Raw genomic sequence first — 26,971 nt, 5'->3', positions numbered from 1 at the left:
TTTGCTAAATACTTCGACTTCGCGATCGCTTTTCACTTAGCATTTTCTCAGCTTTACGAAGGTTGCGATTGGGGTTTTTACCCTGCCATAACACTTCACCCATCCTGACACCAAATTTGTCTTCTAAAACATCGTGCATTTCGGTCAGCATTTGTTCGGCTTCGTCGCAGACCGCAGAGGTAATCCCATCTACAGTAGTCACGCTGTGCTTGACATAGCCGTCTACGTCATAAAACACCTGTCCGGCAATGGGGACGCTGACGCTAATTGCTTTACCCGTATTGGTGGTAGCTCCTAAAATAACAGATGTGGCGGGGTGGTTTGGATGCTCGGGTTGATGAAAGGTAATGCTGAAACCCATTTCCTGTAAGGTTTGCGAAATACTATCGGCAATATAATCCCGCTTCTCTGCTTGTAGCTGTGCTGTATTGGCGGTTTCGACAATTGTTTGCGAACGTTGGCTAATTTCCGTTAATTGGGAAATAACTTGTTTGCTTTGACCGTGAGAAATGGCTTGTTGGATTGCATTGATTTGGGTTTCTAGTTCTGCGACTGCGCCTGCTTGCCACTGCATGACGACTGGGTCTGCTTTCAAACCCGTAACCATGATTTTGAGTTCTGCCAGCTGTCGGTTAGTTTGTGTTTGTAAGTGGCGGGAATCTGTCTGACCCTGAACAATTTGGCGCAGGTGTTTTTGAACAAGTGCCGTTGCTTCTGCTAAAGGTCGGCGTACTTTGGCTGGATCTCCTGCGGAAATTGCGTGTCGTACACTTTGAAAGACGTGCTGCAATTGCTGCCGACCTGCTGCATCAAATTTTAGGGCTTGTGCTTCTGGAGTTTGAGCGACTCGCCGTTCTAGTTCTTCTAATTCAAATTGTTGTCGCTCAATATCAACCCGCCGTTGTTTTTCTGCTTCATCTCGGCGTTTGCGCTGCAGCGCGAGATGCATTGCCTGCTCTATTTTAATGAGTTCTTCTGAAATGGCTAACAGTTGAATTTCTGAATCTGCCTGTGCGATCGCTTCTAGTTGATTTTGACAGCGATATTGCAATACTACTGCTTCTTGAACGTAAAGATTTGCCCACTGCGAATTTACATCTGACAGCAACCTCTGTACGCGGGTTTGAGTTTGGCAACGGGATTCTTCTAGTTGCCGAAGTCTTTCCCGTTCTTCTGCTTCCTGTCGTCTTTGTGCCTCTATTGCTGCCCGACGCTGACGTTCCGCTTCTAAAATTTTTTGCTTCCACTGGGCAATTTCTGCTTCTGAAAATTTGGGACTGCCACTCATAATAATTTGTAATTTTTAATTTTTAATTAGAGAATATAATTCCTCGGCTTTGCATTTTTGCTGCAAACTCATCTCGGAAACCTTTACGGGCAGGAACGCCTGTAAAATAAAATGACCCAGTAATATCAATTCCAAACTCTATTCCGGCTGAGCGATCGCCTTGAGCTAATTCTTGCATCAAAATCTGTTGATATCGCTTTGTCAGCAGCAACAATCTTTGGTTGCTAGACCCTCGCCAGAGTAAGTCTCCGTGTAAAGACTCAATATAAGTCCCATCCACTAGCAAATCGGTGCAAGCAAGTAATGATTTTTGGGCGTCTGTTCCCTGTTGTTGGAGGTGCTCCAATCGATAGCCCGTGTAACACATAACACCTAAATCTTTCAATTTCTGTACCCTAGCAATTAAACTCACCAAAGGGGCTGCTTGTAGCATTGGTTCACCTCCAGAGATAGTAATTCCTTCAATATCTGGTTGTGATAAAACCCAATCTGCTAATTCGTTTAGGGAAATTGATTCTCCTTTTGCTGTTTCCCACGATTCGGGAACTATACAACCCGGACAGGCAAATTCGCAGCCTTGTACCCAAATGACTGCTCTTTTATATGGACCTAGGACTGTTACTGGAGATTGATAGCGAAATATTTGTAAATTTTTATACATAATGTTAGGAAAAATTTATTTGGTTTTTGATGTGGGTGGTCGCTCTGAAAGTAGGGTGGGCAATGCCCACCAAAATATACAGGAGTTCTCGGTTGCGTATAATATACAGGGGAACAAGGGTAACGGGTGAATAATTTTAGAGGGCAAACAACGGTGATGGGTAAACAATTTTGGAGGGCGAACAACCGTTCGCCCCTACATTATGAATGGTGGACAGTGCCCAATTTACAGACCTACTTATCCTTTAAATCGTCTTTCCAGTAAAAATTGATAGGCAATTTCAAAATCAATGGCAAAAATGCGGGGGTCGATAATGTGAGTGAATCCTTGAAGGCGATAGCGACGAATGGCTTGCATGGTGGCTTGATTGCTCAAAAGTGCTAGTTCAGCACCGTTCCAACCTTCTGTGCGTACAGCCCAGGCGGCTAAGTTGATGTCTGCTGCTAAAGGGCGATCGCTATTGTGAACTCGCAAGATTTCAAACCGACTGGTAACATCGGGTAAGTCTATCTTGAGTTGCAAGTCCAGGCGACCTGCTCTTAATAAAGCTGGGTCAATGATATCCGGTCGGTTCGTAGCGGCAATAATTATCACATTATTACAAGCTTGGATGCCATCAATTTCGGTAAGGAGTTGACCGACGAGGCGATCGCTCACTCCAAAATCCCCATCATTACCTCCTCTGATAGGAGCAATAACATCAATTTCATCGATAAAAATGATACATGGTGATACCTGTCTGGCTCTAGTAAACAACTCTCGTACTGCTTGCTCTGATGCACCCACCCATTTGCTGTGTAATTCCGGTCCGTTGACGGCAATAAAATTGGCTCTGGCTTGAGATGCTACTGCTTTAGCTAAAAGAGTCTTACCAGTTCCGGGGGGTCCCCATAGTAAAATTCCACGGGGAGGTATTGCTTTTAACTGGCGGTAGAGTTCGGGATAAAGCAAAGCACCTTCAACAGATTCTTGCAAGATAGCCTTGACACTGTCTAAGCCACCAATTTGCTCCCAAGTGATATTGGGTGTTTCAATTGTTACCGGACGCAGAATTGAAGGTTTAACGTCTTTTAAAGCTTGAAGAAAATCTTGCTGACCAATACTGAGATTCTCTGGTATAGGGGCATCTAGAGGGGGATTGAAGCGGTGTAAGGCGTTGTAAGCTGCCTTTTGACAAAGCGATCGCAAGTCTGCACCCACAAACCCAATTGCTAAATCAGCAACGACTCCTAAATCTACAGACCCATCTAAAGGCATTGTACTGGTGTGAATCTGGAGAATTTCCCAGCGACCCCTGCGATCGGGAACGCGGAAATAGACTTCACGGTCAAATCTGCCAGGGCGACGTAGTGCGGGATCGACGCGATCGGGACAGTTGGTTGCTGCTAAAATAACCACACCATTGAGTTGGGCAAAGCCATCCATCAGGCTGAGGAGTTGAGCAACAACACGCTTTTCTACCTCCCCCTCGACTTTGATGCGTTCGGGTGCTAGACTATCGATTTCGTCAATAAAAATTAGGCAAGGAGCAGACTGAGTAGCTTTTTGAAAAATCTGCCGCAGTCGTAATTCTGCTTCCCCATAATATTTACCAATAATCTCAGGACCAGCAATGGCAATGTAGTTAACACCGAGTTCTTCGGCTATGGCACGCACAGTCAAGGTTTTACCTGTTCCTGGCGGTCCGATTAACAACACCCCCCGCGTTGGTTCTAACCCCAATTTGGCTAACAAGTCCGGACGCTTGAGTGGTAAAGCAACCAAATCGTGCAGTTCTGCCAGCACTTCCCCTAAGCCGCCAACAGCTTGCAATGACGCCTTGACGGCTGGTTCTGGGTAAGAGGTAGGAGGGGGGACTGGCGACAGAGGTTTATACCTAGGTGTTCTAGGAATCCGCATAGCTTTTAGAGTGACCGGTTACCAACTTAGGAACGCATCATATTGCCTCCCGATGCTCGGCTTTGTAGTTGTGCTAACACCTGGGCTGGTGAGAGACCTGTCATTGCAGGCAGTTGTAATAGTTGTGCTGGTTGGAGACCTGTGAGTGCAGATAGTTGAGCCAGTTGGGCTGGTGAGAGACCTGTCATGGCAGATAGTTGGCTGACTTGGGCTGGTGTCAGACCGGGTAAGGATACGCCTCCTGGTGGTTGTTGACCCATTCCTGATATCTGTCCTGCACCTCCTACGCCAACATGACCGTGATTGGCTGTGTTTAGTTGACTGACGATCTGAGTGAGTTGGGTAACTAATACAGTCAGTTGCTGTACTAATGCAGCTAATTGTTGCACTAAAACTTCAGTCGAGGCAGCACCCGCTTGTCCTCCCTGGTTAGCACCACCGACCAGTCCACCAACCCCTGGTAAACCGGAAGCGATTCCACCAACTACAGGTAGACCGGAAGCGATTCCACCGACTTGATTGAGTACTCCTCCGGCTAATCCGTCTTTGCCACCCCCTTGACCTGTCAAACTATTGACTAGTCCGCCAGCTACGGGTAAACCGGAAGCAATTCCACCAACTTGATTGAGTACTCCTCCGGCTAATCCGTCTTTGCCACCACCTTGACCTGTTAAACCAGAAGCCACTCCGCCAACTACAGGTAAACCGGAAGCCACGCCGCCAACTTGATTCAGTAAGTCTCCTAACACTCCTCCGCCTCCTAAATTTTGATTGGTTAAATCACCGACTAATTGCCCAACACTGGGGTCTTGACCTGCTACTCCGCCTACCAGCCCGGTGGCTTGTCCAACTAGTCCCTCATTGACATCTGTCTCTGCCATCTGACCCGTAACACTTGTTACCGGATTGATAAATCCACTTTGTGCAAATTGAGATGATGATTGTTGGGAATTTGATTGGTTATTTTCGGCTTGTGATAGAGCACCAGTCAATTCCCCAAATTGGGATGTAAGCTTGGAAAGCATTGGTTGATGGATTTGGAGTTGCAGATAATCTATCAAGTGTGCGGCATTTGTACCGTTTGATGTTGTGATTGAAATTGTATGCGATCCTTGGCGAAGACTTGCCAGAGGGATTTGACTTTGCTTGAGTTTGCCTTGGTCTGCTCCAGGCGTTTTAGCAATAAGCTGTCCGTCTAGAAAAATATTGTCTTCTCCAGAACCGTAGCGATCGTAACATAAGACTAATTGTCCATCAGTATAATCTTCTAATAAAGAAAAGTGAATATTTAATTGACTGGTTGAATTGGGAATTTGGTTGGCATTGGGTGGAACTATGCAAGAGGGAATTGTAGGACGGTTTAAGGGGTCGGGGTCTGTACCTACTATATAGTTATACTCAATAGTCCATGCACCTGTGGAGGCTGGTGTTCCAGCTTGACCTGGAGAGCCAATTTGCCATAGCACAGTTTGGGGGTCAGGCACAGCAGACGTGGTGGCGTCAGGTAGGTTGGATGTAAGAGGTGTTTCTTGGATTGGCAGTTGAGTTAGGGGTGTTTCAACACTGGGTTGTAGTTGAGGCAAAGGATTTGTGTTTTGACCCCATTGTTCTGCTTGGTTCCATTGTCCGACTTGACCCCATTGTTCTGCTTGGTTCCATTGTCCGACTTGACCCCATTGTTCTGCTTGACCCCATTGTTCTGCTTGGTTCCATTGTCCGACTTGACCCGATTGTTCCCCTTGTCCCCCAGGTACAAACTCAGGACTATTTTCCTTAATGGATTCTGCTTGAACTTCTATCGATTGTTGGGCTGCAAGTGCCTGAATCTCTCTAGAAGTTAGGACTCTATCCCAGACATGGACTTCAGCAATTTTGCCACGGAAGAAACAAGGGCTTGCTCCCCACTGTTCTGTAGCACCTGCGCCAACACGGGTGGGATTGCGATCGTTGGGTTGGTATTGTACGCCCGTCTCTCGCGCCACTTCTCGCCCGTTGACAAAGAAAGCCATCGTTTGCGAGTTGCGATCGTAGGTTCCTGCTATATGTGTCCAAGTACCGATTTTCGCTTGCGTGCCGCTTAATACCCGCCAGAACGCTTTTGGTTCCCCATTACCCAACCAAAATTGCCATTGCCGTGCAGGTGTAATGCAAAAAAGATACCCCTTGCGTCCTGATAAAGGAGAACCACCAACCGAGGTCATAATAGACTGGTAACCTGAACCCCCCTGAACCATAACCCACATTTCTACAGTAAAACTGGGAGGGTTGAGTTCGGCCGCGTAAGGCATATCTAACTTGTCATCTACTCCATCAAATGTGGGAGCGTTGGGAAAAGAATCAATCGGAGGTGTTTGCTGCATAGTTTCTTGAGAGGGCATTGCCTGCTGTTTCGTTCTTTTAGCAGGGGGGATGACGCTCTGAAGGGGATAGGTGATTGATACACCTGCAGCTGCAATCCTCAGTTTTTCAATTGACAGCATCTGCTCCTCCCTGGACAGCACTGCCATTGTTTAAACAGCGATGCTATGGCAGCTCGCCTGATGTTATATTTTACTCTCTCTAGGCTCGGAAATTAATTAAACTATGTTAAGTTGATTCTTACTGTCTGGTAACGAAATGACAGTAAATTAAGGGTTTCTATAATTCTCTTTACAATATTTCACAATGTATCGCTTTTTGCACGTATATCCTCCAGTTCTCACTTACCTGAAGTCTGATAAGTCATGATTTAAAAGCGGACTTAAACCTTTGCAGGTAATGCAGAATCAACAGTTCTGCACTGAGTCATGGTGAAGTCAGTTAACCGAATTGCTCCGATTTACTACGAAATATTTCGTTTTGCGAACTTCTCCATTAGGTAGGGGAGAGATTTAGAGAGGGGTTTTAATCTGCAAAAATTTCCAAACATCCTTTTACAGTAACATTCATAAATTATCTTTTTTATTAGCTAATTGTGACAAATGCTCCACAAAAGTCTGATGCTCTTGACTCGCTAAACCCTGCTGCAAAACCGCTAATACCGTCGCTAAATCTCCTGATAATAATGCTGATTTGGCTAACCATAAACCGGGAAATATTTGCGAGCAAATTATATCATCCGGGTTGGGTTGAAGTTGAATATACTGACCTTGTTGTAACCTAAACCAATCAAATTGATGGTCATAAACTCGCCATACTAAATATTCCTGTACTTGATTGCGACGATACACTTTGAGTTTTTCATGCAAATCATAGGACTCTTGCACAATCTACTAATTCGGTGCCTTTTAATGGTGTAGGGGATGCCATATTCTTAGTTGTTAGTTATCTGGTGCTGGTTGTTAGATTATCAACTAATGACCAGAGGGCTCATCCTTCAAATGGTGGACTATAAGCTCTCCCTGTCTACTTTATTTATCTAATTTGCGACCCCTGTTTGCTAGGCACTAATTGTTGGTTGGTACAATGCATTTCGAGTTGCTACCATGCCTGCTACCAAAAGCTCCATATCCTCTTGGGTATGAAGAGCATTCACAGTAATCCGAATCCGGGGTTTCGCAACAAACCAAATTGGAGATACCCAGATACCGTGGTTTTTCATAATCTGTCTGCCAAACATCTTGGGATTAATTTCTGGTGGTAAAATCACGGGAACAACATTAGTTTCCCCAATCGCCATAAAACCTTCTGCAAGTAAGCGCGATCGCAAGTAGCGAGTATTTTCCTGAAGTTTTTTCACCTGTTCTGGATGTTGTCTTACCTGACGGATGCTTTCTAAAGCAGCAGCGGCGAGTGGTGGCGACAAAGAGATTGTACCAATTGAAGTCGGGGAAACATTTAACAGTGGTTTTAACTCTGCCACATGAGTGCTGATGGCGGCTCCCGCTGAGGCGGCAAATTTAGAGAAAGTTGTCATAATCAAAGGTATGACGCCTCGCTCAATCGCGTGAGATGGCTGAATTCCAAAATGTTCGTATATTCCTCTTCCCGTAGCACCAATAGCGCCACTGGCATGGGCTTCGTCCATCAGTAGCACGCTACCTTCATACTTATGAAGGACATCGATCATGTCTGGCAATGGAGCAATATCCCCATCCATTGAAAACACCGCATCAGAGACCACCACAATGCGATCGTTGGGACGGGCATATCGATACAGTTTGCGAGCTAAGTCTTCCACATCACAATGGCGGTAAGCTTTGACTCGGACGCGAGGGCTATGACCAAATACCTTACCAGAACGAGTTCCAGCATTGACGACTGCTGAGACGATACAACCGTGATTCAGAACGTCTGTAAAAATCACAGTTTCTCTGGTATTCTGAAATCCTGGCACGGGAATTGCCAGATGACAGAAGGCATCCATAAACGCTTGCATTGCCATCCAAGCGTTTATAAATAGCTGAGTGTGGGGCAAATGCTTGAATGCTGAAATCTCATCTTCTAGCTCTTGGTGGAGATCGATGCGACCGCTGAGGACTGAACACGAACTGTTAGATGTTCCATACTTGAGAATGGCGTCAATAGCAGCTTGCTTAACGGCATCTTCTTGAACCAGCCCTAAAATGTCGTTTGTACAGAAGCTAAGAACTGTTCGGCGTTCGCCACTTGCCACTTCCGTAATCTCGAACAAGTTCCCTTGCTTTTTATGACAAATATACTCATCTGGATCGAGCCCGCTTTCGTACCAACTCTGGACGTACTCTTTGACAATTTGCACAATTTACTCCTCTCACCAAACATCGTTTGCCCCACAACACAGTTACCTTTGAGTGCCTCGGGAGAACGGGGCAGCTAGTTTATCTTCTCCCGTCGTCCTTATTTTTTGGCGTTGTCGCCATTCCCCGTAGTTTTGAGGTCAAGTGTGTCTTAGGTTGTGATTTAATACATTTTTACATGAATTTCTCATCTTGCCGGAGTATCAGCTATTTTCTTGTATGAAGCTAACTTTGGCATGGTGCTTGCTTAATGTTCGTGACCCTTAATTGTGATTAATGCATATGCTTATACCTCTAGCATCTGTTGCTGTCATGTGATTAGACAAAATTCACAAACCAAATAGTTCCTCGACAAATCAAATTAACTAGCTTGGCGGTATTGATACGGTCAGTACACTATATTTTCATCTATGTGAACTAATTCGCTTAAGTACCCGTCTTAGTTAGAGTTATCAAAAATATCTCATATTTTGTTGATGTTACGCGATCCCAGGCTGTTAGTGCTACTTTTGGCAGGCTCTCTGACGACAATGGCTGGGGGCATTGTTGCTCCTGTCTGGCCAGAAATGGCGCAACAACTCAAACTCGACCCAGGCCTAGCAGCTCATTTGGTCAGTATCCATTGCTTGACAAATGCTCTATTTAGCCCTTTACTTGGTATCTTGGCAGACCGACTCGGTCGGTTACGCGTGTTGATAGCCTCATTGCTCCTCTACGCTTTGTCTGGCACAGCCGGAGCTTTTACCCAATCAATAGGGTCTTTGTTACTCATGCGGGGTGTGCTTGGTATGGCAAGCGGTGGAATTGCAGCAGCTAGTCTTGGCTTACTAGCTAATATGTATGAAGGTCAGGCGCGATCGCGAGCCTTGGGTCAAGCAACCAGTACCCTCACCATCGCTGGTATTCTCTTTCCTCTGGTGGGTGGTTGGGTAGGCTCATCAAACTGGCAGTTTACCTTTTATCTGTATGGGTTGGGATTGCCCCTAGCAATCTTTGCCGCTTCAATGTTAAGAACAAAGCAGTCGGTACAACCAAAAGCCAATAGTACTCAATCCAATGACAAACTGAGCCAAGTTTTAAGTGATACATATGTACTGTGGGTGTTGTTGACTCTTGGGTTGGCATCAATTGTAATGTACTCTGTAGTTATTTACACACCGCTCTACCTGAAAGAACAGATAGGAGTGGGAACAGTCCTGAATGGTGTTGTTTTAGCATCAAGGGGAGTCGGCGCAGCGGCTATATCAGCATTTGGTGCTCGACAACTTGCCAGGAAAATCGGTGTAGAGCGTTCCATTGCACTGGGTTTTGGGTTGATGGCGCTGACGGTGGCAACAATTCCGTTACTCAAACAACTCAGCTTGGTTCTTCTGGCTGCCGTGCTTTTTGGCGTGGGATTCGGTATTGTACTTCCCAATCTCTATAATGCTCTGGCAAATTTAGCCCCAGTCAAATTGCGATCGAGTGTCCTAGCCGTAGGTACGGGTGCGGGTTTCTTGGGACAATTCCTTTGTCCCATCCTGCTAGGACCAGTGCTCAGTCATGGCGGATTGGAAACAGTATTTTATGGGTCAGCAAGTGTATCCATAGCGGCAGGGATGTTGCTAATGTTGTTTACAACCAAACTCGCTAAACCAAATCCTCCGGTAGCCTAATTTCCATCTCTACTTTTAGCCCCGCTAGAAAACTTCGGTCTTCGCTTATGTGGGGAAATTTCAGTTGAGAATCTGGAATTCCCTTTTGTAGCTGGCGCTGGCGGACAACGGCAAAACTCCCGACCTCTAAAATTCGGAGTCGGGGAGGGGGTACCTGATCCTTGCGTTTGGAGCCATAGTATACATTAATTTCCTTGAGCTTGCGGTCAAAGCTAGCGATGAAAGCTTGGGGATCGCTAAGTGTGTGACCGGGAACAAGTTCAATGTTTACTAGATAGTGGGCGGGAAACTCGTTTTCGGACAAAGTAATACAAAAATCCTCTAGGGGTAAGGCAAATTCCTGTTGCAGGGCTTGCATCACTTGCGTAGCTTGAAATTCAGTTGTCTTTTCGGTGGTAGAAGAAAGCAAGCCGCCGCGACGATAACGGAATACGATGAGGGGAGTCTGCTCGTAAAAGCCCAGAACTTCCACGACATCACCGATATCGTAACGGTAGAAGCCACTGTAGTTAGTCATCAGGATGCGGTAAAGTTTTCCTGGTTGAACTTCAGTAGCAAGTAGGGTTTTAGGATGTTCTGCCTCCCACTGGTCTTCCGGAATAAACTCAAAAAAGCCAGTTTCTATGGCAAGGATGCTGCCATTGTTGTTGATCTCGTGGTAAATGCTGAGAGTGCCTTCTGCCGTGGCAAAGACCGCGCCAAACACGGGAGTATCCTCCAAGTAGGCGGGAAATCGCTCAAAGTAAAAATCTGAGGTTCCTCCCCTTGCAGTGGCAATATAAGACAAATCAGACCAAGCGCGTTTTGGGGTAAGACGCCCTTGTGATTGCAAAATTTCTCGCAGTTGTGCAGCCCGATAAGGATTGGCTGACCATCTCCGTTCTAATATTGACCGCAGTTCGGGTTCGAGTTGCAACCAAGAAGCTATAGTCCCTTTTCCTATATCTTGGATCAGGTCTTCTGCAAATCTCTCCAGGTAGTTGCAAGTCCTCAGGATGAGCATGGGAAAGTTAGCTATCATCCCTCGCATTGATGGATCGCCCAGGGAAAATAGCAAGCACAGATAGTGACGTGCTATACTATCAGACGCTTTGAGGGTTTCGTAAGGATGGGCAAATAATTGCTCGTAAAGTAATTTACCCATGCGAAGTACTCCTGTACCTCCGGGTCCATAATCAATGCCTCCACTGGTACGTCCCGTCAATTGTGCGGTGTTGGTAACTAGCAGTTTGCCAAACTTTTTCTGCCGCAAACGCAGTGCTTCATTTAAAAAGCCGATGCAAGTGAGGTTAGCCCATCCTAAGGAGTTTTGAAATCGCCGCGTGATAGGGATTAATTTCTGCTTTCCTGTCGATCCACTGGTCGTATTAAGGTAGACAACCGGGTCGGGTGTGAGAATGTTTTTTTCGCCTTTGGCAATGCGTTCAATGTAGGCTTCATAGCCACTGTAAGGTAGGATGGGAACCTGTTGTTGAAATTGGTCGATGGTTTTGATATCTCTGAGCCCGTATTTGCGACCTAATTCAGTGTCTTGGTGAGTTTGCAGCAATTTACGTAAAAACTGCTCCTGCACGGCATCGGTTTGACGGGTCTTCTTGACAAAATTTTCCCTAGCACGTTCGGTAACAATAGTCAAAAGTGGCAACAAAAAATTGGTCATGCGATCACATGAAAGTTTAGGTTTCTTAAAACTACCTGATGGGAAGTAATGCTGCCAACAATTCTTACACGACCTGGCTCAATTTAATGAAACTGAGCTACGACTCATGGAATGCAGCAACCATGCCAGCCCGATGGTATAATATAGCCTGTTTGCGACCTTGGTGATATTAAAGACATTACCAAATCGGAGCAACTTTCACCAAAAATGTACATCCTATTAAAATTTGCAGATGTTGCCCTCAGGTGCCATCAAAAAAGTTAAAAATTTTTCTTCAATTTTGATTTTTTCCATAGGAGAACGTTTATAAAATCAATCTAAGATTGCTCAATGTATTGCGTGGATTGGGTAAAAGAGTGGTCAACAATTCGGTTAAATGTTGAGTTTCGTTTTTCAAGAATTTGATGCAATGTTGGGTTTCGTTCCTCAACCCAACCTACGGGGTTGAATTAAATGTTGGGTTTCGTTTCTCAAGAATTTGATGCAATGTTGGGTTTCGTTCCTCAACCCAACCTACGTTATAAATTATTGACGATCTAAATACATATAGGAAGCTTATGGAAATTCAAGAATCAAGAAAGAGTTTGGAATCAGAATTACATAATGTAACAAATGCCATGCCAAGGGTTAATATATCATCTCTAACGCCAAAAATATTTTTTGAAAAATATCAAAAGAAGGGCATTCCAGTTGTAATTACCGGATTATTGGGGGAGAAGTGTGACTGGAATATAGATTATCTCTGTGAAAAGTTAGGCGATCGCGAGTTGGTTTTCCGCAATAATGGACGTGAAAGATACGAGCGGGATAAACGCGAATGGACAGATATCGGAAGCGGGGTTGCTTCGCTGCATATGACCTTCAGTAAATATGCAGAAATGTTGCGGAATCATCAAGCTCATGAACACAACCTTATTCTCAGAACATTTTCCCTCAAAAATACCAAACTGGTCGATACACTGTCTTTAGAGAATTTTGGAGAGAAGCTGGGTTTAACTCAAAGCGCAAGCTATTTTAATATGTTCGTAAGTCCGGGAGGTCACAACTCAGTTCTACATTATGATGCAATGGACGGCACCTTGATGCAGATGCACGGTGCTAAAAAAGTGCTTCTTTTTCCACCATCTCAAACATATAATCTTTACCCATTTCCGGTTTACACTCATTTGAAACATGGGTTGAAATTACGTTGTTGGTTTAGCCAGGTGTACCCAGAGAAACCGGATTTCATCGCATTTCCCAAATTGAAGTCAGCTCTGCAGCAAAAACGGGAAGTGATACTCAATCAGGGTGAAACTCTTTATATTCCTGCAGGCTGGTGGCACGAAATTATCGCCTTGGGTGATGAAATGGTGTGTTCGGTGAATCGGTTCTGGAGGGTATATCCTACCTCAAGAGCAATGTTTTCTTGGAGTAGATGGCGCGGATTTTTAGGTATGGTATCTTCTTTACCGTATAGGATATTAGAATATTCTCGGCAGAAATTTCTTTGAAGAAGAAGTGTGAGGAAGGAAAGCCCATGCTCGCGATCGCTTGTTTTGCTATGGCATTTGTCGTGGCGAGTTTGGTTGAATACTGGATACATCGCTTAATGCACGTCTCGCCTAAAATTGGGGAACGACACCGCGACCATCACCGTCGCAATGAAGGACAGGGAGTTTTGTGGGAGTTCCGGGACTATGTCAAAGGCAGTGCCATAGCTATGTTTGTCATGTTTTTCCATTCCCAGGAGGCGGGAATTGGTTGGGCTTTGGGTGCTCTGGTTTATGCAGCATTTTCAGCCTATGCCCACCAACTCCAACACGAAAACCCTACCAAGTGCTTCTGGATGAAAATGCCAGTTCACTACGTGCATCACAAGTATGGTATGTGGCACCATAACTTTGGTCTCGCTGTAGATTGGTGGGATCGTGTTTTCGGCACCTACAAACCAGTGGAATGGTTAACAACAGAAGAACTCAACCAACCAGAACGAGGTTATTTACAACTACGGTGGTGGTAAATACCAGACAAACATAAAAATCTCTGTAGGTGAAATGAGCTTTCACTCTTCGTTTTGGTATATTTTTATCTAAACAGCTTCAAGGGATCGTAAAGCGCCTGGGACTGGAGGAAGACCAATTTGAATTATTTCCATGAGGCAAGAGCCCACTTTGTTGCGAGTCATCAGCATCCCATTAATCAGTTTCTGCATCACTTAACAAATCTCCTAGCAATTGGGGCGGTTGTCAGTCTGTTCTACGACTGGCGACTGACTCTTGTTTGCTTGGTACTTACCCAAGTTTTTGCTTTGGGTGGGCATGCAGTCTTTGAAAAAAACGATCCTGCTTTTGTTAAGTACCCCGGTATCACTATCATAGTCTCGATACTATGGTCTTTCGAGAACTGGTTTGGTGTACGCCAAGTCTTGAGATCTTTTACGCAAAAGTCAGTTTAATGTTTGGGCTTTAACTGGTGAGAAGGAGAAAATAACGAATGTATCAAGGTTTGTTAGTGATTGATGCGGATGCTCATAAGATAGAAAATCCTCTAGTATTGCGGGATTATCTCGATCCAGAGTACCAAGATCGCATTGGTCTGACAATTGATAGTCTTGGTGACCAAAGGGCAAGAATAGCAGACTTTAATCCAGCAACCGGTAAGAACGACCTAGTGCGGATGTTCCCACAGCCACAGGGTTTGGGTAAAGGGGGCTTTCGTACCTTACACCCAGAGACGACTTTGGGCGCAATGTTCAATAAAATCCGGCTTGAACATATGGACCAGGAAGGTATTGATGTTCAAGTTATCTATGGCACGTTGAACTTAGTATTTTCTAGCATCATAGATAAAGACTTTGCGATCGCACTTTGCCGCGCCTACAACAACTATATTGCTGAGGACTGCCGGGGGTACGGCGGTCGCCTCAAGCCTATTGGCGTTCTACCGCTACAAGACGTAGACGCGGCAGTGGCGGAGATGCACCGTTGCGTGAATGAACTGGGCACCATCGGTGTAGCTGTTGCTCCAAACTTGCCAATTCCCCATCCCAAAGCGCCAGCAGCTTTTCCAGAAATTCGCACTTGTAAGACAATCAGCCATCCCGATTTTCACCCCCTATTGCAAGCAGCAGTAGACCTCAATATTGCCATAGGCATTCACGGTGGTCCCGGTTCTTCTATGGTGGGTGGTATTTCCGATCACACCGAAACTTTTGTTCTCACCCACATTTTCGTGCAGCGGAACCAACAACAGTTAGCACTAGCACGCATGGTGTTTGATGGAGCTTTCGAGCGCTTTCCTACACTCCGGGTGGGCTTTCTAGAAGGAGGCTGCGGCTGGTTACCCGATCTCGCCCATGCCTTTCACGAGCATTGGGAAAAGCGCATCCGCGATTTTGACCCCAAAAATCCTTATCGCCCTTCCCTCATCGAATACACGAAATTAATGATTCAGGAAAGAGGTAGCCACAATAACATCAATCTAATGAATCAGGCTAAAAACCTCTTTGACCTATTGTGGAATGCCCAACACGATCCCACCAAAATTGACGATGCAAGCTTGTACGAGCACTACGATCTCCGTCACCGAGATCCGTTAGAGTACTTTGAACGGGGGCAAATCTTTACCTCTTTTGAATCAGACGATCCAGGTCCTTCCTATCTTCACGTCTCTATGGGTGAAGTCGGTAAGCGCTTGGCTTGCTTCTCTGGGGATTACGGTCACTGGGATGGCGTACTTCAGAACTGTGTCCGAGATGCTGCTACAGTTGCTGATTACGACCGAGAGCATTTAGGGCTATTGCTAGGTGGTAATGCTCTAGCACTTTATGGCGACCGCTTGCGCCAATCTCTACCCAAAGACTTGTTAGCCGAAACAACAAGTACAGCCGCAGTGTAAGTGTGTAAGTGATGGAACTAGCCACAACCTTCAAAAGCCAAACAGTTCACAACCGTGTTCGCGAGGTTGGTATTAACCCAAATTATTGGTATCCAGTCCTTTGGGCTGACCAACTCAAAGTTGCTCAAGTTATGCCTGCAGTGATTTGGCAGCAAGCAATTGTTGTTTACCGTGATGCTAATGCTCAACTTCATGCCTTGGAAGATGCTTGTCCTCATAAAGGAGTCGCACTGCATAAAGGCAAAGTCCAAGGGACTCACCTTGCTTGTCGCTATCACGGTTGGGAATTTGATGGCAGTGGGAAGTGTGTTAGCATTCCTTACTTACCTCAAGGGCAAAAACTTCCCTGTGCTCAAGCGCGTAGCTATCCAATTCAGGAAAAGTACAACCTGATTTGGATATTTCCGGGTGACGCTTCCTTATCTGAACAATGCAAATTGCCTGAGGTGCCAGAATTTGACCAGCCCGAGTGGTTGATGGTGCCAATCCCCACTCACTTTAAAGCACATTTCTCCATTTGTAATGAAAACACGATGGATGTCTTTCACGGGTATTTGCACCAAGACCTACAGGGCTGGTTCGATCCAGTTCTGATTAACTTACAGGCAACCGAAACATCCGTCTGCGCTGACTACAAAGTTTCCTATAAAGGAACTCTTAGCAAATTTTTAGGATTGAGTGACAGCGCCCATAAAGTCACTACCCGCACTATCTCAATCCGGTATCACTACCCTCACTATCACAGTTCGCTGGAAGGTCTCTCCTCCCTATACCTCATGCGCCTCCCCGTAAGTTTAACGGAAACGCGATCGTTTTCCCTTTTCTTTGTGAAAGTTCGCCTTCCCAAATGGATACTCCAACCAATCGAGAAACTGTTAGCTCATTTTATCTGGCGCTTGTTTCGGAAATTTGTTGCCCAAGATATGGAGATGATTGAGAGCGAGCAGCAAAGCTATCTTGCAAATCCCGAACGGCGTTATGTCGAAATCAACCCTGCGATTGTTGCCCTTCAACGGGTTCTAATTTTGCAATATGAACAATCGCTACAAAAATTTAATTAGTAACTAAATGCGAGTTTTACTGTTATATCCGCTGTTTCCTAAATCCTTCTGGTCTTTTGACAAAACACTAGAACTAATCGGGCTCAAAGTTTCACTCCCACCTCTAGGAATGATTACAGTTGCAGCTATCCTACCCCAAACTTGGGAGTTTCGCTTGGTAGACCGTAATGTTCGTTTTGAAACCGAAGCAGATTGGAATTGGGCGGATTTGGTAATTGTTTCAGGGATGATTGTCCAGAAATCGGATATGCTGTCTCTGATTCGTGAGGCAAAACGACGGGGTAAAATTGTTGCTGCAGGTGGTCCCTATGTCACTTCTGTTCCTAAAGACCCCCAGGAAGCAGGGGTAGACTTTCTGGTTTTAGATGAGGGTGAAATTACCCTGCCAATGCTGGTTGAAGCTTTAGAACGTGGTGAAACCTCAGGAGTATTCAGCGCCAAAGGAGAAAAACCTGATGTCACTGGAACACCCATTCCCAGGTATGACCTACTGGAACTAGACGCTTACAGCGATATGTCCGTGCAGTTTTCCCGTGGTTGCCCTTTTCAATGTGAGTTTTGCGATATTATCGTGCTTTATGGTCGTAAGCCACGGACGAAAACGCCCTCACAGTTACTGGCTGAGTTGCAAACTCTCTACGACCTGGGCTGGCGGCGCTCGGTCTTTGTCGTGGATGATAATTTTATCGGCAACAAGCGCAATGTGAAACTCTTGCTGCACGAACTTGTTCCTTGGATGGCAGAACACGGCTATCCTTTCCGTTTTTCAACAGAAGCTTCGGTGGATCTGGCACAAGATCCAGAACTATTAGATTTGATGATTGCTGCCAACTTTAGTGCTGTGTTTTTGGGGATCGAGACACCGGATACGGAAAGCTTGGCATTAACTCAAAAATTCCAAAATACGCGTCACTCTTTGATTGAATCAGTTCAGACAATCAACCGGGCGGGGTTGCGTGTCATGGCTGGTTTTATTATTGGCTTTGATGGTGAAAAGACGGGGGCTGGCGATCGCATTATCGAGTTTGTAGAAGCAACTGCTATTCCTCAAGCAATGTGCAGTATGCTTCAGGCTCTTCCAAGTACTGCACTTTGGCAGCGACTTGAAAAGGAAGGGCGTTTGCAGAATGAAAAGGCTAACATCAATCAAACAACGCTTGCCAATTTTATTCCTACTCGTCCTATCAAAGAACTGGCTGACGAGTATGTAAGATGCTTCTGGAAACTCTACGAACCCGAACGTTATTTGGCGCGAGTTTTTCGGCATTTTATGGCAATGAAACCGAAACCTCACAAAAAGAAATTCCGCATACCACAATTCAAGTATATCCGGGCATTGCTGATTATTTGTTGGCGTCAGGGAATCAAGCGAAATACCCGCTTCCAATTCTGGCGTCAGTTGTTCTCAATTATCTGGCACAATCCAGGAGTGTTTGAATCCTATTTTATTAATTGCGCCCACCTAGAGCATTTCATTGAGTACCGTGAAATTGTTCGTGAGGAAATCGAAGCACAACTTAAGAAATGCTTGGAAAATCCATCTTTAGTTCCGCTCAGTTAATTGAAACACATGGTCATCAATCAAACAGCATTTAGCATCCGAGCAGTGACAACCGAAGCAGACAGCGAGATGTTTTTGGATGTCCCACGGCTGGTATACGCTAACGATCCTCATTGGGTACCACCCATCCGCAGCAGCATTGCCAAGCAGTTTACACCAACAAATCCCTTCTTGGAGTACGGAAAACTACAACAGTTTATTGCCGTATCCCAAGAAGCAAAAGGTTCTCAGGCTGTAGGACGAATAGTTGCTTCAATTAACCAACGGTTGATCGACCGTGAAAGCAAAAATGTCGGTCTTGTTGGCTTTTTTGAATGCATTCAAGATAATGCTATTGCCCAAGCGTTGCTAGATGCTGCTTGCCAGTGGCTGAAGGAGCAAGGGATGACCATAGCAAGAGGACCTATTGATTTTTCCACCCACAATAACTGCTTGTTTTTAGTTGATGGATTTGACTCGCCACCAGTAGTGATGATGCCCTACAATCCGCCCTACTACCAAGAATTTATGGAACGGGCTGGTTGGCACAAAGCTAAGGGTGCTTATGCTTATAATTTGCCTTTAGATAAACCCCTACCACCAGAATTTGAGAAAGCTTATCGAGTGGCATGTAAATCTGGTGTCAGTTTCCGCCCAATGAGGTCAAAGGGAGACGCATTCGACCAAGATGTCAAGAGTATTTATCACCTTTTTAATACTACCTTTGCTAATAACTGGAGTTCCACACCGCGAACTGAGGCAGAATTTTTAGAAGAAGCTCAAGACCTCAAGGATTTGCTCGATCCAGATATCTTCCCAATTGCGGAATACAACGGGGAAATGGTGGGTTTTTTTATGGCGTTACCTGACTACAACATTCCCCTCAAGTATGTTAATGGAAAACTCAACTGGCTGGGAATTCTCAAGTTTCTTTGGTACCGCCGCCAAATCGATCGCGCACGAGTCCTGATTGTTTGCTCTTTACCAGAGTATCGCCGAAAAATGGTACCTCTAGCCCTCATTTATTTGGGAATGCAAGGAGGAATAAAAAAGGGCAAACCCTATAAAAGGGCTGAACTTTCTTGGGTATTTGAAGACAATTTCCCTTCACGTAAATTAATCGAAGCCACAGGAGCCAAGACTTACAAAACCTACAGAATATATGAGAAAGCTTTATAGGAATTTATTTAATTTTTGAATCTACGTAGGGTGGGCACTGTCCACCATATCAAACTTGTGGTGGGTAATGCCCACCCTACAATACTTACAAAATATATGAGAAAGCTTTATGAAGGCGTTAGTAACTGGAGCCAATGGATTTACAGGTTCTCACCTAATACGGGCTTTGCAAAAGCAAGGCAGCACCGTCGTTGGGCTGGTACGCAAATCTAGCAATTTGGCAAGTTTATCCGATTGCAATATGCAATTAGTGTACGGTGATATTACGGAGCGCGATGCCCTACGAGTTGCAATGACAGGTACAGACACTGTTTTTCACACTGCTGCCTATGTAGAGCTGGGAATTGTGAATGAAGCAGAGATGGAGCGGGTGAATGTAGAGGGTACGCGGGCAGTACTGGAAGTTGCTCAAGAAGTCGGTGTATCTAAGTTAGTGTACTGTAGCACTATTGGAGTGTTTGGCGATACCAAGGGCCAAACCGTCAATGAAACTTTCCAAAGAACGCAAAGCAACTTTTCCTCTGCCTACGATCGCACCAAATACCTCGCCCAACAATTAGTAGATCGAGCTGCCGAAAGTGGTTTTCATGTTGTTAGCGTTCTTCCCTCTGGAATATTTGGTGCTGATGACCCCCATTTTGGTCCAGTCATGCAGCAGTTTTTGAAGGGAGGTCTTAAGGTTTGGGCAGGCGGCGATCGCGTCACTGGCATTGTTCATGTGGACGACCTTGCCCATGCCATGATTTTAGCAGCAGAAAAAGGGAAACCAGGAGATTACTATATCATTTCTGCAGGTGACCTAACGACTCGGGAAATGTTTCAGATTCTCTCACAAGAAACAGGTATTCCTGCCCCTCGCGAAGTGCCAAAACCCATAGTTAGACTGGCAGGGAACATACTCGATCCTATCGGACGCCTCCTCAAATGGCAGCCCCCAATCAGCCGGGAACGGGTTCACTATATTTATGACCGTTGTGTCCGGGTGGACGCCAGCAAAGCCCGCAATGAACTTGGCTGGAATCCCCGTTCTGCATCAGACACCCTGCACGAGATAAGTAGGATGATACAAATAAAGTTAACTCATGCAGATCGTCCTTAGTCCTTGGTCATTCGTCATTAGTAAGGATTTCGGGTCTACTGACTTAGTCAACTTTTGACTACTTGTTAAAGATTGTTGCGGGATCGACACGGGTCACTTTTTGAATAGCAAAGATTGCAGCGCCAGTACACATTAAAATTGTGATGCCGAAAACTGCGACCGCAGTTCTTGGCGTAATTAAAATCAAGATTCCCTGACTTGCTAAAGTCCAAGCTGCCACCCCCACGCAAAGCACGGTACCGGGAACGTAACCTAAAACTGCCATCCACACAGCCTGCTCAAAAATGACACCGTATATCACCCAATCCGATGCGCCCATTGCTTTGAGAGTTCCAAACTCCTTGATATGATCGGATACCGAAGAGTAAAGGATCTGACCGACAACGATTGCCCCGACAATGATACCCACACTTGCACCAAGCCCCAAAAGAAAACCGATTCCAGTTCGCTGTTGCCAGTAAGTTTGAGTTCTTCTTATCATTTCGCCACGAGTATAGGCACGGGTGTTTGGTAAAACAGAGTTTAACCTCTGCTTGAGTACCTGTAGATCCTGACCGGGTTGAGCTCGAATTAATATATAGGTGATAGGGTCTAGTGAAGCTAGAGGTCTTGGCGCAGGAGTAGAATTCCTATCAGCTTCTACATAAGTGGTAGTACACTTAATGTCCTTCGAGCCCGATTGCAATTGGCAGGACACAGTAGAAGTTTTACCAGAACTTAAGTAAGCGTTGGCATTTTCCAACGAGGTGAACATATAAGGATTTGACGCAACTGAACGGTTTCCTTGGGTAAAGCCAACCAACTGTACTGGTAAGGAATTAACTTCAGCTTTATCACCTAAGCGTCGTACATTTAGGGAATCTGCACTAATTGTATCTACTATTACAGTGTAAGGTGCTTTTAAGGCACTCAAATTTCCTTCTACAATATTATCAGGTATAAATAATTTCCCCTGGGGGTCAAATCCAATGATTCTAACTGGAGCAATTTTGCCTATAGGATGACGCCACACACCTCCAGTAGCAATCAGCGCCTCTGCTCGCTCTACCCCAGGCACCTCTTGAGCCAAACTTACATGGGCAAGTGGCAATGGCAATGTCAGGTCAAGATGCACCATACTATCTGATGCTACCCAAATATCGGCTGTGGAGTTAGTAATTAATTTAACAGAAGAGCGAGTAAACCCATTGAAGATCCCTGTCTGAATTGTAACTAGGCTAACGGCAAACATAATCCCTGCCTGCGCCACAAGGAAACGAGGAATGTCTTCAAGAAGGTTTTTACGGGCAATGGAAACCATAGAAAAAGCTAGTATAAAATAAATTTTGTATTACAGTAATAACTGTATTTCCGATACAATGAGCTTTTCCAAGCATAACCCTTAAAAAGATTAATCCTTTGTATTTGTCATGAGATTTAATTGCGTTTTGTAACCTAAATGGTTGCTTTATTGTTGTTTTGAAAAAACTTAAATCAATACATATGCTGCTCAACAACCGCTATCGAGTTCTTCGCACATTGGGGAGTGGTGGATTTGGTGAAACTTTCCTAGCAGAAGATACCCAAATGCCATCACAACGTCGGTGTGTTATTAAACAATTAAAGCCCATTCAGGATAATCTTCAGGTTTACCAACTGGTGCAGCAGCGGTTTCAGCGGGAAGCAGCAATTCTAGAAGATGTGGGAGATGGTAGCAGTCAGATTCCTCGGTTGTATGCTTACTTCTCAGAAAACGGGCAATTTTACTTAGTACAAGAGTATATTGAAGGACAAACCCTGACAGCAAACGTACAAGCACAGGGACCAATGAGTGAGAGTTCGGTTAGGGAAATCTTAACCGACATTTTGCCAGTTCTAGAATACGTTCACAACAAAGGCATTGTTCACCGCGATATCAAGCCAGATAACATTCTGATTCGTCATGCTGATGGTAAACCAGTTTTAATTGACTTTGGTGCAGTGAAAGAAACCGTAGGTACGGTGGTAACTCCTTCTGGAAATTCCACCAAATCAATTGTGATTGGGACACCGGGATTTATGCCCAGCGAACAATCTGTTGGACGACCCATGTTTGCCAGCGATATATATAGTTTGGGGTTAACAGCAATCTATTTGCTAACAGGTAAAGTACCCCAAGAATTAGGCACAGACCCCGCTACGGGTGCAGTGTTGTGGCGTCAGTATGCTTTGAGCGTTACGCCTACTTTTGCAGCTGTTCTCGATAAGGCAATTCAATTTAGCGCACGCGATCGCTTTGCCAGTGCTAGAGAAATGCTACAAGCTTTGCACACTGGTACAATGCCAGTTGCCCCCACAGTTCCAGTCACACCTCCTACTGTCCCTTACACTCACCCACAAGTCGCCACTGCACCACCCAACCCCACACCCCAACACACCATTCCTGTCAGTCCGGGAAACGCCCCTCAACCTTCGTATCAAAACGAAAGACAGCACACCGGGCTTTATGCAACCTTTGTAGGTATTGTATTTGCTGCCATTGGTTTGACGGTTGCAATTGGTGTAGGCATTGGGATCTTGAGCATGCAAAATTCCCAACAACAGGTACAACAGCCATCAGTACAACAAAGTCAGCCCTCAATTGAACAGCCAACAGAATCTTCTGAGGAACCTGTTGCACGCCAGGAAACTGCACCACTCGAACAAACACAAGTTCCTGAAACTGTGCCCAACGAAACTCCACCCCCTCAATTTCCCGAGTCATCATCTTCGGTAGATAAACCATCACCAGAACAGGCAATTCAGAATTATTACGCAAGCATTAATCAGGGTCAGTATCAAACTGCATGGAATCAGCTCTCTCCCAGCTACCAAAACAACAGACGCCTTCATCCAAATGGTTATCGTTCCTACATTGATTGGTGGGGGGGACAAGTTCAAAGCGTAGAAATAGAAGAAGTCAGTTTAGTAGAAGCAAGTACAGAAACAGCTACAGTCAATGCTCGACTACGGTACTTGATGAAAACTGGAAAATCCGTGCCCGGTTCTGTGCGCTTCTTTCTTTTATGGGATGCGGAAAACAGCCAATGGGTTGTCGCCAATGCACAATAACCTTCGTCATTTGTCACTTGTCATTTGTCATTTGTCATTTGTCATTTGTCATTCGTCATTTGTCACAGTATGACTTGATTCGTTTGTTAACAACTAACGGTGAAACGAATAGAAGCGCATGGGACTGGACAAACCGTTCAGTGTTTGTGGTAGGTGATGCAGATCAGTCGATTTATTCCTTTAGAATGGCAGATTTCACCATTTTGCTAGAGTTCCAGCAAGATTTTGGCGATGGATTACCGGATAACGAAACGGGCACAATGGTGAAATTGGAAGAAAACTATCGCTCTTGTGAAAATATTTTGCAAGCAGCCAACCATTTGATTGAAAACAATACCCAAAGGATTGATAAAATCCTCAGGGCTACACGAGGTGCGGGAGAGGAGATTTATTTCCATAAGGCAGATGATGAATTAGCCGAAGCAGAATTTGTCATCAATCAAATTCGCAATTTGGAACATCAACATCCAGAGTTAAATTGGGGTAGTTTTGCCATTCTTTACCGTACTAACGCTCAATCGCGCCCTTTTGAAGAGTTGTTGGTTCGGAGTAATATTCCTTACACGGTAGTGGGAGGAATCAAGTTTTACGATCGCAAAGAAATCAAGGATGTCCTGGCTTATTTGCGGGCGATCGCCAATCCAGCGGATACTGTCAGCTTGTTGCGAGTTATCAATACCCCCCGGCGCGGTATTGGTAAAGCAACCGTAGATACTCTCGTGAAAGCTGCTCAAGAATTAGGTACAACCCTGTGGGAAATACTGAGCGATGAGACATCAGTTAATACATTAGCTGGTCGCTCGGCAAAATCCGTCAACGGCTTTGCCAATTTGATTGCCGAGTGGCAAGAAAAATTAGAAACGGTTCCTGTTTCCCAAGTTGTACAAGGGGTACTAGAAGGTTCAGGTTATATCCAAGACCTGATGTCTCAAGGTACGGATGAAGCCGAAGACAGGGTGCAAAACGTTCAAGAATTGTTTAATGCGGTACTGCAATTTGAGGAAGAAAGTGATGAAGTGACACTACAAGCATTCCTTGCCAGTACTGCTCTGAGTTCTGATTTGGATAATTTAAAAGAAGGGGAAACAGCAGTTTCTCTATTAACTTTACACGCTTCCAAAGGATTGGAATTTCCTGTTGTTTTCCTTGTGGGATTGGAACAGGGGCTATTTCCTAACTATCGTTCCCTCAATGACCCCGCAGCTTTAGAAGAAGAACGCCGTCTGTGTTATGTAGGCATTACTCGCGCTCAAGAACGGCTGTATCTCAGCCATGCCCGCGAACGCCGCCTTTATGGTTCTCGCGAACCTGCGTTGCGATCGCAATTTCTGGATGAATTGCCAGCAGAATTGATGACATCTCAACGCACAAGTCAAAGGGCTTATATCCAACGTACCAGCGCTAATTTACAGCAAAATGCAGCCCGTAGTAAGAAAGGCAGTACAGAGAATTGGAAAGTAGGCGACCAAATTCTTCACAAAACCTTTGGTATTGGGGAAATTACTCACATTTTTGGTTCTGACAACAAGATTTCTTTAGCAATTAAATTTGCTAACTTGGGGCAAAAAATCATTGACCCTAAAGTTGCTCAATTACAAAGGGTAGATTAATTGTTGAGTAGTCGATAATCAGAGGCTCATATCTTGCACCATTGTCTTATTGCAAAAATCAAAGCCCAAAAAGCTGATTGTTTCGTAGGTAGGGCTAAAGCCCACCAGCCCTCCCAATCGAAGGTGCAAGATGTCAGTTAGATAGTTATGGCAGCCAACGAGGATGAAAACCCACCAAAGGAAGCTGTTCTGGCTTGATATCAGCTGCTGCTGCGGGGTCAGAGATAGGCAGCAAAGGCATAAGCCACAGACTACCAGTAGATATTGCCTGTCCGTCATCAGTGGTTAACAGATTTGTAGGGGACGGACCTGTTGCAGTTGTCTGTGGAACAACTTGGTCAAACAACAATCCCAAACCGTCAGGTGCTAAACTCATTTCCACATTCCGCTGTTCGGCAGGGAGTAACATTAAGGGTTTTTGTTGACCGCTTTTGAGATCGATCGCGATTAAGTATGGTTGTTCTTGATACAACCCCCCTGGTAATATTTGTGTTAGCAAACAATAAAGGGTAGGTGAAGCGGTATCAAACTGGCAGTTAAGAATTGAACCGGGCGTGCGTAGCAGTTGCTTCTGAACACCTTGGTTAGTAACCAAAAATAAATCCTTGGTATAGTCTGTATTAAACTTAACCATAGCTGCCTGGGAACCGTCTTTAGAAAAAGCTTGGACTAGACCAAACTGCGGCAAAAAGTCTAAGGGTTTGCTGGCATCTGATTGTAAAGGTAATATTGCTGCACCTTGCCCTTGTGCAACCGCAACCGCTTTACTATCTGGCGTAATCACAAAGTCTCCCACAGGTTGGCTTTGCAAACGTTTCAGGGCTGGTTGTTCTTCAGAATTATCAGAATTATTTTTGTTTACAGGCATAAACCACAGCCCAAAGTCACTGGGGTCGTCTTTTTTTCCTCGTTGGATAACAAGAGTCTCCCCATCTGGTGACAAGTCAAATTTCAGATTTTGATATTCTTTGTTATCTAAAATTAGGTTAATTCTACCTGCTGATTCTGGTTTTTTGTCAGATGGTGTTGGAATACCTGTGGTTACAGTATATATTTGAGCTGAGGTTAAATCCTGACTATTGTTCGAGCGAGCAGAAAAGAGAATTTTGTCCCCCTGAGGAAACGGTTTATAATCCATAACTATCAAGTCTTTAGGCGTCAGAACTTTTTTTTGCTCTTGCGTTAAATTGTAGAGAATTAACCGCCCTTTGTCTTCTTTGTCTGCTCCAATGTAAAGGATAACGCGATCGCGGGTGCGGAAGGTACCCGTAAAAGGTTCCATTAGCCTGTTTTTTCCTTCTTTTTCCGAAAACCGATCCTTTGCACCTTGTAACGTGACGTTATAGTTAGTTCCATAGGGTGCTGGTGTTAGCAACGTATAAACCATCCGTCGCCCAGCCCAGCTTATCTTACCAGCTAGGGGTGGATCGATTTTCAAGTTTTCCTCAACAGTTTTTACGTCCATTGGACGACTAAAAGTGAGGGCAAAAGAAACATCATCTGCACCAATTTTTTGATTTTGCCAACTAAAATGCCGCACGCCAGGTTTAACAGCATCACCTTGTAATATCAACAGCCCTGTTAGCAAACTAAGGATAAGCAGGAAAGCTATAGCAACACGATCTAGCGGGTGGAAAAAAGCTTTGGTAGTCATTGGTCATCGGTCATTGGTCA

At 44.9% G+C, this 26,971-nt stretch carries 18 protein-coding genes and 2 pseudogenes; 11 read left to right on the top strand and 9 right to left on the bottom strand.

Annotated features, from left to right (window positions below):
• Nucleotides 1-4 precede the first annotated feature (4 nt).
• From ACYRY3_RS24955 to ACYRY3_RS24930, 6 genes and pseudogenes are all read right to left on the bottom strand, one after another.
• The gene (locus ACYRY3_RS24955; RefSeq protein ID WP_460204326.1) at nucleotides 5-1,288 is read right to left on the bottom strand and encodes a hypothetical protein; all 1,284 of its coding nucleotides are present in this window, start codon (nucleotides 1,286-1,288) and stop codon (nucleotides 5-7) included.
• A 22-nt stretch (nucleotides 1,289-1,310) separates the two neighbouring features.
• Nucleotides 1,311-1,949 (bottom strand): 4Fe-4S single cluster domain-containing protein, encoded by a 639-nt coding sequence (locus ACYRY3_RS24950; RefSeq protein WP_460204325.1) that lies wholly within the window; start codon nucleotides 1,947-1,949, stop codon nucleotides 1,311-1,313.
• Nucleotides 1,950-2,186: 237 nt separating this feature from the next.
• Complete coding sequence (locus tag ACYRY3_RS24945) at nucleotides 2,187-3,848, bottom strand: AAA family ATPase (RefSeq protein WP_460204324.1); 1,662 nt, start codon at nucleotides 3,846-3,848, stop codon at nucleotides 2,187-2,189.
• Between the two features lie 26 nt (nucleotides 3,849-3,874).
• On the bottom strand, nucleotides 3,875-6,355 hold the full coding sequence (locus ACYRY3_RS24940; RefSeq protein WP_460204323.1) for a LamG domain-containing protein: 2,481 nt from the start codon (nucleotides 6,353-6,355) through the stop codon (nucleotides 3,875-3,877).
• 417 nt (nucleotides 6,356-6,772) lie between these two features.
• Nucleotides 6,773-7,084, bottom strand: a pseudogene (locus ACYRY3_RS24935) (Uma2 family endonuclease); the annotation flags it as partial.
• Nucleotides 7,085-7,266: 182 nt separating this feature from the next.
• A complete protein-coding gene (locus ACYRY3_RS24930; RefSeq protein ID WP_460204322.1) occupies nucleotides 7,267-8,547 on the bottom strand; it encodes an aminotransferase class I/II-fold pyridoxal phosphate-dependent enzyme in 1,281 nt (426 codons plus the stop codon).
• A 474-nt stretch (nucleotides 8,548-9,021) separates the two neighbouring features.
• Here ACYRY3_RS24930 and ACYRY3_RS24925 point away from each other — a divergent pair, with 474 nt between their 5' ends.
• Entirely contained in the window at nucleotides 9,022-10,200 is a 1,179-nt protein-coding gene (locus ACYRY3_RS24925) for an MFS transporter (protein WP_460204321.1), read from the top strand.
• Here ACYRY3_RS24925 and ACYRY3_RS24920 read toward each other — a convergent pair.
• Nucleotides 10,175-11,860, bottom strand: a complete 1,686-nt coding sequence (locus ACYRY3_RS24920) for a GH3 auxin-responsive promoter family protein (protein ID WP_460204320.1) — start codon at nucleotides 11,858-11,860, stop codon at nucleotides 10,175-10,177. The genes ACYRY3_RS24925 and ACYRY3_RS24920 overlap by 26 nt on opposite strands.
• A 557-nt stretch (nucleotides 11,861-12,417) precedes the next feature.
• Here ACYRY3_RS24920 and ACYRY3_RS24915 point away from each other — a divergent pair.
• The 8 genes from ACYRY3_RS24915 to ACYRY3_RS24880 all read left to right on the top strand — a co-directional run bounded on the left by ACYRY3_RS24915 (nucleotide 12,418) and on the right by ACYRY3_RS24880 (nucleotide 20,618).
• A complete protein-coding gene (locus tag ACYRY3_RS24915; RefSeq protein WP_460204319.1) occupies nucleotides 12,418-13,353 on the top strand; it encodes a cupin-like domain-containing protein in 936 nt (311 codons plus the stop codon).
• Nucleotides 13,350-13,862 carry a sterol desaturase family protein gene (locus ACYRY3_RS24910; RefSeq protein WP_460204318.1) on the top strand — a complete coding sequence of 171 codons (513 nt, stop codon included), beginning with the start codon at nucleotides 13,350-13,352 and terminating at the stop codon, nucleotides 13,860-13,862. Before ACYRY3_RS24915 ends, ACYRY3_RS24910 begins: the two co-directional genes overlap by 4 nt.
• Before the next feature lie 120 nt (nucleotides 13,863-13,982).
• Nucleotides 13,983-14,297: an Mpo1-like protein gene (locus tag ACYRY3_RS24905; protein ID WP_460204317.1), complete on the top strand. Its 315-nt coding sequence runs from the start codon at nucleotides 13,983-13,985 to the stop codon at nucleotides 14,295-14,297.
• 38 nt (nucleotides 14,298-14,335) lie between these two features.
• Nucleotides 14,336-15,739, top strand: a complete 1,404-nt coding sequence (locus tag ACYRY3_RS24900; protein ID WP_460204316.1) for an amidohydrolase family protein — start codon at nucleotides 14,336-14,338, stop codon at nucleotides 15,737-15,739.
• An 11-nt stretch (nucleotides 15,740-15,750) separates the two neighbouring features.
• Nucleotides 15,751-16,800: an aromatic ring-hydroxylating dioxygenase subunit alpha gene (locus ACYRY3_RS24895; RefSeq protein ID WP_460204315.1), complete on the top strand. Its 1,050-nt coding sequence runs from the start codon at nucleotides 15,751-15,753 to the stop codon at nucleotides 16,798-16,800.
• A gap of 7 nt (nucleotides 16,801-16,807) precedes the next feature.
• Nucleotides 16,808-18,361, top strand: coding sequence for a B12-binding domain-containing radical SAM protein (locus ACYRY3_RS24890; RefSeq protein ID WP_460204314.1), 1,554 nt, complete (start codon nucleotides 16,808-16,810; stop codon nucleotides 18,359-18,361).
• 9 nt (nucleotides 18,362-18,370) lie between these two features.
• Nucleotides 18,371-19,519 carry a hypothetical protein gene (locus ACYRY3_RS24885; protein WP_460204313.1) on the top strand — a complete coding sequence of 383 codons (1,149 nt, stop codon included), beginning with the start codon at nucleotides 18,371-18,373 and terminating at the stop codon, nucleotides 19,517-19,519.
• A 109-nt stretch (nucleotides 19,520-19,628) separates the two neighbouring features.
• Nucleotides 19,629-20,618, top strand: a complete 990-nt coding sequence (locus ACYRY3_RS24880) for an NAD-dependent epimerase/dehydratase family protein (RefSeq protein ID WP_460204312.1) — start codon at nucleotides 19,629-19,631, stop codon at nucleotides 20,616-20,618.
• 58 nt (nucleotides 20,619-20,676) lie between these two features.
• On the opposite strand, the gene ACYRY3_RS24875 is transcribed toward ACYRY3_RS24880, so the two are convergent.
• Nucleotides 20,677-21,918, bottom strand: coding sequence for an FtsX-like permease family protein (locus tag ACYRY3_RS24875; RefSeq protein WP_460204311.1), 1,242 nt, complete (start codon nucleotides 21,916-21,918; stop codon nucleotides 20,677-20,679).
• A 176-nt stretch (nucleotides 21,919-22,094) separates the two neighbouring features.
• Here ACYRY3_RS24875 and ACYRY3_RS24870 point away from each other — a divergent pair, with 176 nt between their 5' ends.
• Together ACYRY3_RS24870 and ACYRY3_RS24865 are read left to right on the top strand one after the other, a co-directional pair.
• Nucleotides 22,095-23,687, top strand: coding sequence for a protein kinase domain-containing protein (locus ACYRY3_RS24870; RefSeq protein WP_460204369.1), 1,593 nt, complete (start codon nucleotides 22,095-22,097; stop codon nucleotides 23,685-23,687).
• Nucleotides 23,688-23,749: 62 nt separating this feature from the next.
• Nucleotides 23,750-25,297 (top strand): annotated as a pseudogene (locus ACYRY3_RS24865) (3'-5' exonuclease); the annotation flags it as partial.
• Nucleotides 25,298-25,442: 145 nt separating this feature from the next.
• On the opposite strand, the gene ACYRY3_RS24860 reads toward ACYRY3_RS24865, so the two are convergent.
• A complete protein-coding gene (locus ACYRY3_RS24860) occupies nucleotides 25,443-26,951 on the bottom strand; it encodes an Ig-like domain-containing domain (protein ID WP_460204310.1) in 1,509 nt (502 codons plus the stop codon).
• Between the last annotated feature and the right edge of the window lie 20 nt (nucleotides 26,952-26,971).

This window comes from Scytonema sp. NUACC21, from assembly GCF_054684315.1.
Note: the sequence above shows the minus strand (reverse complement) of the source record. Positions and strands in the feature narration are given on the sequence as shown.

Bases quoted from the DNA above. Each gene is read 5' to 3' on its own strand.
- ACYRY3_RS24955 (WP_460204326.1), bottom strand. From the start codon at position 1,288: ATGAGTGGCAGTCCCAAATTTTCAGAAGCAGAAATTGCCCAGTGGAAG.
- ACYRY3_RS24950 (WP_460204325.1), bottom strand. From the start codon at position 1,949: ATGTATAAAAATTTACAAATATTTCGCTATCAATCTCCAGTAACAGTC.
- ACYRY3_RS24945 (WP_460204324.1), bottom strand. From the start codon at position 3,848: ATGCGGATTCCTAGAACACCTAGGTATAAACCTCTGTCGCCAGTCCCC.
- ACYRY3_RS24940 (WP_460204323.1), bottom strand. From the start codon at position 6,355: ATGGCAGTGCTGTCCAGGGAGGAGCAGATGCTGTCAATTGAAAAACTG.
- ACYRY3_RS24925 (WP_460204321.1), top strand. From the start codon at position 9,022: ATGTTACGCGATCCCAGGCTGTTAGTGCTACTTTTGGCAGGCTCTCTG.
- ACYRY3_RS24920 (WP_460204320.1), bottom strand. From the start codon at position 11,860: ATGACCAATTTTTTGTTGCCACTTTTGACTATTGTTACCGAACGTGCT.
- ACYRY3_RS24915 (WP_460204319.1), top strand. From the start codon at position 12,418: ATGGAAATTCAAGAATCAAGAAAGAGTTTGGAATCAGAATTACATAAT.
- ACYRY3_RS24900 (WP_460204316.1), top strand. From the start codon at position 14,336: ATGTATCAAGGTTTGTTAGTGATTGATGCGGATGCTCATAAGATAGAA.
- ACYRY3_RS24895 (WP_460204315.1), top strand. From the start codon at position 15,751: ATGGAACTAGCCACAACCTTCAAAAGCCAAACAGTTCACAACCGTGTT.
- ACYRY3_RS24890 (WP_460204314.1), top strand. From the start codon at position 16,808: ATGCGAGTTTTACTGTTATATCCGCTGTTTCCTAAATCCTTCTGGTCT.
- ACYRY3_RS24885 (WP_460204313.1), top strand. From the start codon at position 18,371: ATGGTCATCAATCAAACAGCATTTAGCATCCGAGCAGTGACAACCGAA.
- ACYRY3_RS24880 (WP_460204312.1), top strand. From the start codon at position 19,629: ATGAAGGCGTTAGTAACTGGAGCCAATGGATTTACAGGTTCTCACCTA.
- ACYRY3_RS24875 (WP_460204311.1), bottom strand. From the start codon at position 21,918: ATGGTTTCCATTGCCCGTAAAAACCTTCTTGAAGACATTCCTCGTTTC.
- ACYRY3_RS24860 (WP_460204310.1), bottom strand. From the start codon at position 26,951: ATGACTACCAAAGCTTTTTTCCACCCGCTAGATCGTGTTGCTATAGCT.